The following is a 13,722-nucleotide window of genomic DNA, read 5'->3' on the forward strand; positions in this document are numbered from 1 at the left end:
TCAACAAGAAACTCACCTCAAAGACGCGGAACCAGTCGTGTCGTGTTGCTACTTTGTCACACGCAAGGTCAGACGAAATTCGTATAAGCTCGCCGGGAAAAAGGCTTCGGTATATTCGATTGGCGCTCCGGTCTCATCAAAGGCAGTACTAAAGAGGCGTAAGCCCGAGGCATCTTGATCGACACGTAACAATTCGGATTCGCGTGCAGAGGCAACGGATGCTTTTAAAGCTTGCTCGGCAATATATGGCTGCAAGCCTTCAGATGCCATCAAGCCATACAAAGATCCATCGGCTGTCTCCTTCGCTCGCTGGTACACACCAGTAGCACGAGGATATGGGAGGTAGTTCACTTCATAGGAAACTGGGATGTCATCGGCGGTGCGTAAACGCTCCAGACGAATGACCTGTTCATCGTCGGTCAGGCGCAATTGCTCGCGTACCGTCTGCGATCCACGCACAAGCTCACTGACAAAAAGCATGCCACCCGGGCGTTGACCACGACGACGTAATTCTTCGGAGAAACTTGTCAGCTCACTGATAGTCTGTTGTTGCACACGTGGCTCACAGACAAATGTCCCGCGACCATGTTGACGATATAACAGTCCTTCGTGTACTAATTCCGTCAGTGCCTGACGTACCGTAGCACGACTGACATGATATTGCGTGACCAATTCTGGTTCGGAAGGAATAGCAGTATGAGGAGCAAGATGGCCCGCACGAATCTGCTGTTTAAGCACTTCCTTTAATTGATAGTAAAGCGGTAGAGGATTTGAGCGCTCCAATATTGGCATATACGGTTCCCCTTATGTCCATACAACAAATTTTTGGATATGTAACATTATGGGAAGAATATATCACAAAAAGAGAAGGGAGTCGAGGGGGTAATAGAATAAATTTGAATGGGTACGAAATATGACCTGATAAATTTGAGAACATATCAGGTCATATAGTTATTTTTTAGGCAACTTGAATGCCGTTTTCGGCTAAAACGCGATCAATCTCAGTTTTCAGGCGGCTTGGTTGTGGGCCTACCAGAGTCCCAATTACTTTCCCACCATTAAAGACCATGAGCGTAGGAATAGCCTGGATTCCTAATCCTGTTGGTGTGTTGCCATTCGCGTCGATATCCATTTTCGCAAATTGCAGTTTGCCGTTATACTCACCACTCAGGCGCTCAAACACAGGAGCAATATTGCGACAGGGACCACACCAGGCAGCCCAGAAATCAACAATTACAGGAGTATTGGACTTTAGTACTTTTGCGTCAAAATCCTGATCTCCAACATGGAACAAATTTTCGCTGGTACTCATTCTATTTCTCACTCGCTTTCCAAGTGAACCATGGCCCGCTGGTCATACAAGACAACCATCAGGTACGAGTTCCACTCATAAATGCATTCATAACTTACTACTGTTGAAAACACCAGAGGGGGAAGCATTATTCCATTCCCATCAGGCATTTCCCAATCTCAACTGCAGAGCAAAGCTCACACGAGCTACAGACTACACGCTATGCGCCCCTTAGAGAGTGTCAGCCCCCAATACCAGCGGGATCTTGCTGCTCCCTGGCGGGCAGGCGCGTGCGCGCCCGCGCCCTTTTTAGTGTGTGGCGTCGGAAAAGTTCGAAGAACTTTTCCGACGCCACACACTAAAAAGGTGTTTGAGCACCGCAGGTGCGAAAACGCATGCACAGAGACCGTGGAGACCACGGTAGGCTGACACACTCTTAGCGGCGGTCATCGCGCATAATCGAGAGAATCTGCAGGATGTAGATGAACAGATTCAGCACCGTAATGAAAATGGAAACCGTCAGCCCAATGGCATTCGGCAAGGTGTCCGCCATATACTTGGCCCGCTGCACATAGAACAGGACATAGCCTGAGAAAATGGCGACCCCGACAAAAGAGATCAGCAAGGTGAAAACGGTACTGTGGAAGAGAATGCCAATGATCCCGGTCACCAGCAATAAGATCACGCCAAAGAAGAGATAATCCCCTAAACGCGAGAAATCCCGTTTGGTTGTCCAGGAATACAATCCCAGGCCCAGCGACGTCAAAGCAGTGATAATAAATGCTTGCCCCAACAGATTACTCAAGCCTGCATTGACATAGGCGCTTACCAGTGGACCCAGTGCCATCCCTTGCAGAAAGGTGAAGAGATAGAGCAGAATCAGATTGATGCCCTGCTTCTGGATCAGCACGTTTAGCGCAAACAATACCACAAAACCTGCAATGGCAACGGCCCAATAACCACCGAAAGTCAATGGAAGAGTGAAACCTACAAAGGTTCCCAGTGTGGCAAAGATAAATGAAAAAGCCAGCAGACTCATTACTTTGCTAATCAAGCTACTGGAAGATTGCGTCATTCCAGAATTGCCATAGACGGTTTGATACTGATATCGCGAACCAAACGAATTATTCCTCCGATTGTTGCCAAAAGGAGAGTTTCCGTAAGGATTATTATTCCTTGAATTGGGATTATACATAGTGAACCTCAGCTTAAGTTTTCTTCACAGTTCAGGAGTCTTCTCCTGAACTGTATCTTTCACCACGTATATACGCATTACACGATAGCTAGTTGCACGCATTCATCAGACAACAAAGGATACGTTTAGAGGACGCTCCAGACGCCACAAATCTCACAGACCGCTACACCGACATCCCCAAAGCTCTTGCTGAGGGTTGACCAGCGATCATAGGTAATGGCAAGCGAGCCACAGCTCCAGCAGCGAGCACGTCCACCCTCTTTACTTTCGCTAGCCAACTTTTGCAATAAGGTACTGCGCGCTTCGCTAGAACCAGTATAGCTGGGATTATAGGCCAGATGCAACAAATTGCCCAATGGCAAGGTAATCTCATGCGATGGAGGCTGCAATGGCGCAGGGCTTGCGGCTGGTGCGACCGGCTGCTGTACAGGTGCCTGCGGCGGTCGACGGAAGAGTTCACCACGTGCGGTACGGCGTCCGCTTTCAATAGTCGGCGTAAATTCATGGCGCTCATGACGGACCGAACGCGGTGTCGGCGCAGGCGCGGTTGGCGCAGGTGCAACTGGCTCGGCAGTATCTGTACGCTCATGATTTAACACCGGCGTTACTGGTGGTTGAGCAGCAGGAAAGGCTGGTGCATGAGGTGTGCTTGCAGGGGCCGGGGCTGCCGTAGCAGGAGCCGTCTGACCCTGTCCCTCAACAGCCTGGGATGTTTCCGTAGCATTCTCAGAAGCAGCGGAACCCGCAGCTTGTTCTGTACGCTCAGCAACAGGGTTATTCTGTTCAGGTTGTTCTGGTGGATTAACACGTCTTCGTCGGGTAATTGGCATAGAGGTTCACTCCATAAGAAAAGAAGTAGTGTGTGCGTGCAAAGCAAAGTGCAGCACATGTATTATATCATAACGTGAAGAACAGAGAAAAATATCCGGTGACGCCAGTCAGGCGATGCGAAAACTGAAAGACACGAGTAGCGCATCTGGCTCAATAGCCAGCTTTACAAGCTCCGCAATCAATGTGTTTCGTTAATTGAGAGAGAGCTATTAGACCTCTTCAAAGACATATGCACGAAGATTTCTCTGTCTGAGCGCCGCTCTTACTCAGCTATTACGCTCATCGATTGTATAGGTAATGGCATACCATGTTCCACAATGGAACACGGTCGTAACATTTTGTTTTAGGCCTACCTCAGTATAGAGGGTTACACAGGTGATGTCAATTGCCAGCGCTACGGCGTGACAATTGAAAGATTGGAATAAACAACCTCTTCCTGATATCCTTCAACATAAAAGCCAACCAGCCCTGAGGCAAACCCTTTCGGATTTGGATCAACGACATTGCTCACTACCAGGGTATTGTTCATATAAAAGCTAAACGAATTTCCCCGTGCTTCCACCATAATCGTATTGCTCTTTCCTGGCGGTGCCACAATTGTGGAGATATCATGGTTTGCATCTTCATTGAGATTGACCCAGGTGCCTTTGTCAAAACGCTGAAATTGATACTCTAAACTTCCATAGGGATCAAAGGAAAATTGATAATAGCTAGCCAGATCTGTGCGATTTGCTTGATCTAGCGAGGCACGGAAAATTACGCCCTGAAAGTCATTGACAAAGTCATTCTGACGCCTCGTTTCCCGCATGGTGACAGTCAGTTTAAAATCCTTGAGGACATGCCTGTAGAATGGCGCAATGATGGATTCATTTTGATGTGGATTGTCGACGTAATAGTGTTGCTGTTTATCAAAGTAGAAGAAAGGAGATGGACTCCAGTCCGCTTGATCCTGGAAAGGATGGTGCAGCATGTCAATACTGGAGATGGTCGCTGTAGCAACGGGTTTGGGAATGATCCTGGATTTAGCTGATCCTTCATGCTGAAAGAATAGGGGAACACCAATAGCGGCGACCACTACAAGCAACGCGACGCTCACGATCAACCCACGTATAAACCATAGGCCAGAGTGGTGTTGAGATCTGGCTGGCTTAACCTGGATGGTGGATGCTGGCATGACGGGCGAGAAAAACTCACTATCAGCCAGTAAGGATGTATCGATTGAGCGTGTAGCATGTTTGTCGCTACTGGCCACAGCAGCGGAAAAAGCCGCCAGGAGAGCGCCAGCCGTTTGATAGCGATCTTCAGGCTGCTTCGCCAGTGCCTTGAGAACGACACGATCCATCGCCAGGTTAATATCCCCGCGTATCAAGGCCAGAGAAGGTGGTGGTTCATAGACGTGTAACAGGGCCAGTGCAATTGAAGTGTCCCCATGAAAAGGTAGCCGTTTGGTCAACGCAAAGAAAAGGGTTATCCCCAGCGAATAGACATCTGAACGTCCATCCAGAGAGAGACCTCGCGCCTGCTCAGGAGAAATATAATCGGGTGTGCCCAATATCTCATGAGCCTGTTCAGGTGAGGTTTGCCCTGGAGCAATATCTGTCCGGGCGATACGAGCAATGCCAAAATCAGAGAGCATGGCCTCGCCAGCACTATTCAACAAGATATTCGCTGGCTTGACATCACAATGGACACAACCATGCTCATGCGCGAAATCTAACGCAGCCGCCAGTTGTGTCAGATACCACTGTGCCTCTTTAAATGATAATGGTCCTCGCCTGGCCAAATACGCTGCCAGCGTACCACCCGGCATATAAGGCATGATAATGTAAGGATAGCCATCTTCCTCACCATAAGAATAGATGGGCAAAATATTCTCATGAGCTAATCGACTGGCGGCTTCGGCCTCTTGTAAAAAACGGCGATGAAATTCTTGTTGCTTTTGAGCATCGAGATCAGCGCGTCGTAAAAATACTTTCACTGCTACTTTCCGCTCTGGCTCTTTTTGCTGAGCCAGAAATACCGCGCTGGTCCCCCCATGTCCGAGCAACTTCTCCAACACACATGATCCTAGCTCCTTGCCAATCATGTGCTGCCCCCTGGTTACAACCACACAGAAGCTCCTCTCTAGCTCCACCTCTGAAAATCCTGTGCCATTAGTGGGCGTTTTGTTTGACTGTCATTATATTCCCGATACCACCACAATTGTAAACTTAGCTTCTTTCTACTGTCAACTGTTCTATTCCTCTTTGGATGGTGCCCGTTCAAACTTACTCCAGCATACATTCTCTCTACCACATTCCTACTTTCAGTAGTGTTTGATTCCCATAGCCTCCACATTCTTCTCACATATGTTTTCGCACCTCTGGTGCTCAAAAAAAAAGATTATCTCTGGTAGAAAAAGTCCGAATGACTTTTTCTGCCAGAGATAATCAGGATGCGCAGGCGCGGGAGTACCTGCCTGTCTACAAGCTAGAGCACAAATTTGCCATCACGCATAATAACCTGATCATCGACCTCGATGGTGCAATTGGTAGGAATGACATCGACATGAATCGTGGCATTCCAATTGGCACCGGTAAACTCAGGATAAGGATTGCCAAAGGCGACATGTAAGCCAGGAAGCTTTTCATCCTGCAAAAGATTCCCCACAAGTCCTTTCAAACTGGTCAGAGTACCAATCGCGAATTCTCCAGCACGATTGCCGTTGGGAACTGAGAAAAGATAATCCCGCACCTCCTGCGCCAGCGCTGTATCCTCACTGCTTATCTCAGTAATATAGCCATCCTTGACCTTGATCACCAATGGCTGCTTCAGCACACCATACTTTTCGGAGAAGAAGTCACCCAATACTTCGCAGACCAATACACCATCCACTGTTGCGGGCGCGGTATAGACTTCACCTTCGGGCAAGTTGCCCCATTTTCCTTGCTCGTGGTAACGACCATGGCAGGGTATCCATTTCCAGTCTGGATGGAATGTGGCCGTCACATCACTTCCCTTTTCCGAAGTCACATGGATCTTCTTTGCATGGCGAACAAGCTCATAAATACGATGCGTAATCGTATAGACCTCGTCGTAGTCGGCGCACATACCTTCAACCATCAAAGTATCGTCAATGCCAATCATATGCCCATGGCGTACTTTCAGTTCATTGACCAGGAAGGGCAGCAAAGGAATACGGAAAGCAATTTCGCCTGGTTGAGCGGTAGCAATATAATAACTGACGGTAGGACGAGACTGCACATAATCCTTGCGCAGTTCATCCGGAAAAAAGGTCAATGGACGCTCACCATAATGCTCGAGAAAGCGAATCGTTACATCGGCATGTCGGGCCAGAGCAGCGGATGCCACCCGCTGCGCGATATGCTGACGCGCGAAATCGGTCAAAATAAAGACGCGATCACTCGCAGTGACACCCATACATACCAGCGCATTTTCAGCGCCACGTTGCATACGCTCCTCAAAGGTCAACGACTCAAGTTCTCGCTGCTGTTTATAAGACTGCTCTATTTTATCACCCATGAAATACATTACTCCTTTAAAATGTCTGTGCGTTCTGAATCATATCTGCAAACTATGTATAGCAAATGATACTGTGTGTATCCCGACTATTCTCTTCACAGTACACAATCGGGTCAATAAGTGCAACCCCGATCATCCACCATGGCACCACCATTACTATATTCCTAACAATATCATCACACATAGACACAACGAAAAACCAGAGGAATCTATAAACACCAGTAAACTCGTTCAAGCAGGCTGCAAATAGTACATCTGAGGCATCTCAAAGAGCCAGACAAGAATAAACAACCTGTTGTTAGCTGCACTGTATGTTATACTACATCCAATCCGATAGATGGGCTAAGCCCCTTTAGCCCTTTCCCGTTCTGTACACATTCCTGATTAGCAAGGAGGGCCTTATGTTATGTTAGATCACTTCAACATTCTGCACATCGCAGAATACCTCAAACGTCTTGGACTCAAAATCTCCCACCTCAATCATAAACAGAAAACCATTGACCTCACCTTTAATGGTTCGCACGGACAATGGCGCATGGTTGTCGGAATTCACCATAGTGGCAATACCAGCAAATTGATGCTCATTGCCCCCCACATCAGTGTCATCTCCGATTTGAAACGACAGGAATGTCTTGAAGCATTGCTGGCAGTCAACTATCGGATCGCGATCGGTAAATTCGGCATCGATCTGGAAGATGGTGAAGTGCGCCTCGAAGAAAGTATCCCCCTGGCTGAAGAGAGCATTAGCTTTGACCAATTTCAACTGGCCTTCAGCGCACTGATGCAAACCGTCTCGATCTATCAGAACCTGTTCGCACACATCATTAATGAAGATCTTAGCCCATTGGAAGCAATACAGGTCTGCGAAAATGACTTTTTCACGAATAGTGATTATGTGCCAACCTTTGAGATCACAAAATTAACCAACGATGAGCAGGGAGAGAGTGATCAGGAAAGCGAAAGCACTTCCGACCTCGACGTCAACGACGTTATGGCTGAGGTATCACGCCTCCTGGGATATACACAGGAATAAGTAGAAGTTCATTAAAAGAGCAGTACCATCTACCACCATCCTATCTATTTTCAGCGCTCTGTTCCTCTCTCCAAAGATGCTTTGAGCGAACATACAATACCAGAATCGGCATAACCATACAACCTTGTTGGCTGTGTTTCAGTGAAATATCTCTATTCAATACGCATATACTTCGTATTCACTTGTATTACAGCAAATACAATTATACCAGGTATGGAATAAAGAAAGATGATCTGGCAAAGAATTCCTCCACCGGATCATCTTTCTTTGCTTTTATTCATGCTAAGCGAAGAGCTACGCATTTGCCAGGGCAGTAACTGTCCCATCTCCGTTGACACTAATTTTGACAGCTGGCAAGGGCCTCATCGCTGGTCCTTGAACGACGGCACCATTACGAGCGGGATCAAAGATAGCGCCATGCGCGGGACAAACAAACATTTTCGAGGCTGGATCATAGTTGACCGCAACACCCACATGGGTACAGGCTCGATCATAGGCTGCGAAATTGCCATTGGCAAGATGGACAAGGAGCGCGCCTTGCTGATTAGCGGGATCGATAAACATGGACGCACTGTTGGTAGCTTGACGCGTCGAACCAATAACGGTTCCTGTATGGCCGGCGGGAGCGGCCTTCGCCGGGGTTGTCCCCCCCGTCTTCTTCGGCGGCGTGGTCGTCTTTGTCTGTGCTGTCGGACCTGTTTTTGTCGTTGAAGCTTGTTTTTGTCCGGCGGTAGGAGGATTTTGTGTCCCTCCCTGTTGCGCAAGCTGACCCAGACCGGGATTTATTGCATGCACGGCAAAAGCTAAGCCAGTTGCAGCAACAACACCACCACCAATCATTGCGATCACCCGTCGTCGCTTCATTTTACCGCCAGATTGCGCCATCCCCAGAGGAGAAGTTTGTTTGCGGCGTTTTTTCGAAGGCGTTGCAGTCATTCCCCAATCAAACATATCCGCATCGGTTAATTGCATTGACTCATTTGCGTTTTTTGATGCTTCAGGTTGCGGAGACACGCTCCTGGTCGATGCGGCTGGAGCAGGCACAGCATTGGCATTTTTCGCAGCAGACGCGCTGGCAGCCCCTGGCATTGAATCAGAAGGTGACCACCATTCATATGCTTTGGCTAATTCAGCCTGCTGGGCGGGATCGCCCGACAGTGTCACACCGGCATTAGGAAGAGCGGCCGCATTTTCAGGCATGTTTTTCTTGACAGCAGCCTGTACATCGGGCTGTGCGGGAGATGCTGGCCGCTTGCTTGAGGGGCTCTGCGCGGCTCCTCGGACAGGTGGGTTTGCAGGAGGCGTAGGTGGCAGAGTAGGCGGCGCTGCAACCATATAGGCTTCATTTTTTGGGGCTTGCGCTGCATACGAACTCACCTTGACGGCTGGCTGATTAGTGCTCTGACGCATTCCAGCTTGCGCGGACGCCGCTGTAGCTGCAATATTTACGGCAGGCATACGACCCGTCACAATGGGAGGCAACAATTGCCAGTTATTGGAACTCAGGCTCCCCAAACGTGGTGTCTCAGGAACAGCTCCCATCGCGTTGGAGGCAGTGGCATTCTTGCGTATGACCGGGATCGGAATGCTGGATTGTGTTGCCCCGATTGCAGCCTGCGCAAACGCTTCACCCAGCTCACGTACATACTGGAAACGCTCAGATGGATTCCGTGCCAGCGCCTGACCAACAACTGATGCTAGCACCAGAGGAACATCAGGACAGAAAGTCCGTAATGATGGCACGGTTTGTTTTACATGCAATTGCGCCACCGCCCAGGGATCACTTCCCTGGAAAGGCGGCTGACCGCTCAACAGCTCAAACAGAATACATCCCAACGCATACACATCAGAACGCTGATCCACACTTTGTCCCTGCACGACTTCTGGCGCGACATATTCAGGTGCCATCAGAAAGGTCCCAGAGATGCTCAACAAATGGGCATAAGGGGCCGTGCTCTGCTCGAGCCCACTCAATTGCAACATATGCATCAATCCGAAGCCAGCAACCATCAGGGTATCATCTTCACGCCAGACAATATTTGACGGCTTCAATGTACCATGCACAAAACCATGGCGATGCGCATAGTCCAGACCATCCACAATTTGATTGAGCCACATGCCTACCCGAGTATAGTCACTCCGCCCCTGCTGTTTCAAAGTATCAGACAACGAACCATGCATAGCGTAAGGGGTGACCAGATAAGGATGATCTGCGACCACCCCATAATCATAAATGGGCAAGATATGAGCATGTTTCAGACTCGTAATCGAAGCTGCTTCTTTACGAAAGCGCGTCAGGAGTAATGTCCGCGCCTCAAGCGATAAACGCTCGGGGATGAGGTACAGAGTGAGCGCATCAACGCGCTGCTCTGTCTGATGGCGCGCTAAATAGACCACATTGACGTGTCCTTTTCCCACAAAGCGCTCTATACGGTACTGTCCGAGTACCTGCCCAACCAGATGATCCTCTGTAAGTGTTTGCATCCGACATCTCTCCAAACTACAACGATAACGTAGCATTGCGCATCCATGGCAAATATTGCGCATGGCGAATTTTCAGGTAGTGAATGAGTTAGAGCATATGACCGATCTTTTCTACCAGGCAAGCAGTGAAAACTCTGTTGCAATATCTCCCAATGCGCACCATGAATAGTGCGGGAAAAGTCGGTTTTTCTGTAACTACTAAGACTAATTTACACATTGTATCAGGATGAGTCAATTTGCTGAGCGTAAAAATAGGACTTGTGGATAAAATAGGCGCACGCGATCTTAACCAGCCCAATAGTTCAAACAGGTCCCATCGGCAAGACTCACCTGCACGAAAATGGTACAATGAAGAGAGAGAACTTTCACGAAATTTTGAAACAAAAGTTCGATAACATGGGAGTGCAGAGGGCGAAGCCTTCTGCCGGGGTGTGGGGTGTCCCCACCTCCTTCTTTTCCCCTTTTTGCATGCCGCCTGCGGCGGCGCGAGGAAAAAGAAAAAAGGGCAGGGGACACCCCTGCCACCCCGGCAAGGGGCTCGCCGCCCCTTGCAACCCCGCTTGCGGAGCGGATTGAAGTGGATCGAATGCCCGTTCGAAAAATTCGGGATGATCCATGACAATAAAAAGAGGTAAGCATTGTCTCAACTTGAGCTACATCTAATAATTTCTTTACTATAGATTTCACCTGCGTATCCTTTACAACCTCTCAAGAGCGATAACGTACCAGGGAAATAGGGATTGGAGAGTCATTGCATGGCAGATGTTCAACCACTTCACGGATTTAGATTTGCACAAGAGCTCGTTGGCGATCCGGCACAGACAATCACTCCTCCGTTCGATGTGATTAGTCCCGCAGCACAGACGCGTTATTATGAACGTAACCCTTATAATATTATCCGTCTGGAACTGGGAAAAACATATCCTACCGATGATGCATTCAATAACAACTATGCGCGCGCAGCCACGACGCTGGCTGAATGGCGCTTAGAGGGCGTGCTACGCCAGGAACAAACACTTTGCTATTATCTCTATCAGCAACGCTTTAGCTATGCCGGTCAGAGCTATATCCGTACCAGTCTGCTGGCGCGCGTGCGCCTGGAACCCTGGGATGCACAGGTGATCCTACCTCATGAGCATACCAGAACCAAAGATAAAGAGGATCGTCTGCAACTGCTCCGTGCCTGCTCAACCAATTTCAGCCCGATCATGTGTATGTATGATGATCCACAGGGCCGTATACGGCGGGTACTGGCACACTATGCGGAACAACCAGAAGTTCACATTCAGGATGAGGTCGGTGAGGAGCATCTGCTACAACCTATCACCGATGCACAGCAGATCGCCCTCATTCAAGATTTCTTTGCACAGCGCCAACTTTATATCGCCGATGGACATCATCGCTATACGACTGCGTTAAATTATCGCGACGAAATCGCAGCGCAACGCGGCGGCTTATCCTCGCAAGATGGCGCGAACTTTGTCTTTATGGCCCTGATTGATGTTGATGATCCAGGAATGCTGGTATTACCCACTCATCGCCTCTTATTCGATCTTACAGAGGAGCAACTGCGACAACTCAATGCCGAGCAGTTAGCGACAAACTTTACAGTTAAATCGCTCACAGAAGCAACGGATGAGGCGATGCAGGAGCGGCTTGCCAGCGCGAATCAGCAACAGCCATCTTTCATTATCAAGACCGCAGAGACGACACTGCTACTGACCATCAATGATCATGGACAGCAATTGATGAAAGAGAGTGGACATTCCGAGGCATGGAACGCACTGGATGTGGCGGTCGTCCAAAAACTGCTCCTTGAATCCCAGTTGCAAATTACTGCCGAAGATGTCGCTGCCGGTCACCATATCCGCTATGAACACGAGACACAGCAGGCATTGCAGGCGCTACAAACGGGAGCGGCCCAGGTCGTCATACTATTGCAGGGAATCCCATTCCGGAAAGTGCGTGATGTGGCCCTGGCAGATGATCGCATGCCACAAAAGTCTACCTACCTCTATCCAAAACTCATCACCGGTCTGGTCATCAATCCCTTATGGTAAGGAGCAAAAAAGAATGATTATTATCGTCGGCGCGGGCCTGGCTGGCTTGACGTGTGCGAAAATGCTCTCTGAAGCTGGCCAAAAGGTGCTGGTTTTAGAGGCAGCTGACCAGGTTGGAGGCCGTGTCAGAACAGACTATCATGAAGACGGCTATCGCCTGGATCGCGGCTTTCAAGTCTTATTCACAGCCTATGAAGCGGCTGCGCGCCACTTAAACTTTACTGCACTCAAACAACGTCAATTTAATCCAGGCGCACTGCTCGTCAAAGATGGCAAACGCTATGAAATCACTGATCCCTTGCGTGAACCATCCCATACCATCTCAAGTGCATTTAATCCGTTGCTACCAGTTATCGATAAATTGCGCATTTTGAAACTCATCGCGCAAATTGGCCGCAAGTCTACTGAGGATATCTTCAGTGGAAAAGCACAAAAGAATGGACAGGATGAGACGACCGAAACTTATCTGCGCCAGCAAGGCTTCTCAGATAAAATCATCGATAACTTTTTCCGCCCCTTCTATGGCGGCATTTTCCTGGATCGAAGCTTGCAAACCAGCGCCCGTATGTTTCAATTTACCTTTAAGATGCTGGCAAGCGGCGATATCATTCTACCGGCCGAAGGCATTCAAGGTATCCCTGAGCAACTGGCTGCTCGCCTGCCTAGAGGATCAGTACGCTGTAATGCACGTGTCGGAGAGATCTTGATTGAAGAGGGACAGATACAGGGAGTACGCCTGATCAATGGTGAGCAGATAGCAGCGGATACGGTAGTGCTGGCGACCTCCAGTCCAGTGGTGAAAAAATTCGTGCACAAACAGTTACCAGATACGCCCATCGGGACGGTCTGCGTCTACTTTGGTGGAGATAAACGGCTCTATTCCCAGCGTAAGATCCTGCTGAATACCGCTCCGGATGCCTATGTCAATAATGCCGTCCTGGTCAGCAATATCGCTCCAACCTATGCCCCACCACGCAAACATCTCCTCTCAGCAACGGTGCTGGGAAATCCTGATGAGAGCGATGTACAGGTGGCAGAGCGGGCACGGGCGGAAATCGCAACCTGGTTTCCCCATGATGATTTAAAGCCCTGGCAGTTACTGGCGGTCTATCGTCTGCCTTTTGCCCAGTTCGCACAACAACCCGGCATCTTCGATGCATTGCCATCACATCAAACGGAGGTTGAGGGGCTCTATCTGACAGGAGAGTATACGCGTTCAAGCAGCATTCAGGGGGCCATGCAGAGTGGGGAAGAGGCAGCTACACTTATCTTAAAAACGCCGCATCTGGTGTCCAGTCATTCCTAA

Annotated in this window: 10 protein-coding genes; 3 read left to right on the forward strand and 7 right to left on the reverse strand. The window is 49.1% G+C overall.

The genetic code is table 11. From position 1 onward, the window contains the following. Positions 1 to 48 precede the first annotated feature (48 nt). The 6 genes from F1593_RS05945 to F1593_RS05970 form a co-directional block, all read right to left on the reverse strand. Entirely contained in the window at positions 49 to 792 is a 744-nt protein-coding gene (locus F1593_RS05945) for a GntR family transcriptional regulator (protein WP_149400636.1), read from the reverse strand. Between the two features lie 166 nt (positions 793 to 958). Then, the gene (gene trxA / locus F1593_RS05950; RefSeq protein ID WP_149400637.1) at positions 959 to 1,312 is read right to left on the reverse strand and encodes a thioredoxin; all 354 of its coding nucleotides are present in this window, start codon (positions 1,310 to 1,312) and stop codon (positions 959 to 961) included. Positions 1,313 to 1,727: 415 nt separating this feature from the next. After that, positions 1,728 to 2,486 (reverse strand): Bax inhibitor-1/YccA family protein, encoded by a 759-nt coding sequence (locus F1593_RS05955; RefSeq protein ID WP_149400638.1) that lies wholly within the window; start codon positions 2,484 to 2,486, stop codon positions 1,728 to 1,730. Positions 2,487 to 2,611: 125 nt separating this feature from the next. Beyond that, on the reverse strand, positions 2,612 to 3,316 hold the full coding sequence (locus tag F1593_RS05960; RefSeq protein WP_149400639.1) for a hypothetical protein: 705 nt from the start codon (positions 3,314 to 3,316) through the stop codon (positions 2,612 to 2,614). 395 nt (positions 3,317 to 3,711) lie between these two features. Continuing rightward, entirely contained in the window at positions 3,712 to 5,376 is a 1,665-nt protein-coding gene (locus tag F1593_RS05965; protein ID WP_172631900.1) for a protein kinase domain-containing protein, read from the reverse strand. Between the two features lie 410 nt (positions 5,377 to 5,786). After that, positions 5,787 to 6,839, reverse strand: a complete 1,053-nt coding sequence (locus F1593_RS05970) for an aminopeptidase (RefSeq protein WP_172631901.1) — start codon at positions 6,837 to 6,839, stop codon at positions 5,787 to 5,789. A gap of 406 nt (positions 6,840 to 7,245) precedes the next feature. Between F1593_RS05970 and F1593_RS05975 the strand changes: the two genes are divergently transcribed. Beyond that, positions 7,246 to 7,872: a YbjN domain-containing protein gene (locus F1593_RS05975; protein WP_149400642.1), complete on the forward strand. Its 627-nt coding sequence runs from the start codon at positions 7,246 to 7,248 to the stop codon at positions 7,870 to 7,872. Between the two features lie 294 nt (positions 7,873 to 8,166). On the opposite strand, the gene F1593_RS05980 is transcribed toward F1593_RS05975, so the two are convergent. After that, positions 8,167 to 10,356 (reverse strand): protein kinase domain-containing protein, encoded by a 2,190-nt coding sequence (locus F1593_RS05980; RefSeq protein WP_172631902.1) that lies wholly within the window; start codon positions 10,354 to 10,356, stop codon positions 8,167 to 8,169. Positions 10,357 to 11,111: 755 nt separating this feature from the next. On the opposite strand from F1593_RS05980, the gene F1593_RS05985 reads away from it, so the two are divergent. Together F1593_RS05985 and F1593_RS05990 are read left to right on the forward strand one after the other, a co-directional pair. Further along, the gene (locus F1593_RS05985) at positions 11,112 to 12,416 is read left to right on the forward strand and encodes a DUF1015 domain-containing protein (RefSeq protein WP_149400644.1); all 1,305 of its coding nucleotides are present in this window, start codon (positions 11,112 to 11,114) and stop codon (positions 12,414 to 12,416) included. A 13-nt stretch (positions 12,417 to 12,429) separates the two neighbouring features. Next, positions 12,430 to 13,722 carry an NAD(P)/FAD-dependent oxidoreductase gene (locus tag F1593_RS05990; protein WP_172631903.1) on the forward strand — a complete coding sequence of 431 codons (1,293 nt, stop codon included), beginning with the start codon at positions 12,430 to 12,432 and terminating at the stop codon, positions 13,720 to 13,722.

It is taken from the genome of Dictyobacter arantiisoli (assembly GCF_008326305.1).
Lineage (GTDB): Bacteria > Chloroflexota > Ktedonobacteria > Ktedonobacterales > Ktedonobacteraceae > Dictyobacter > Dictyobacter arantiisoli.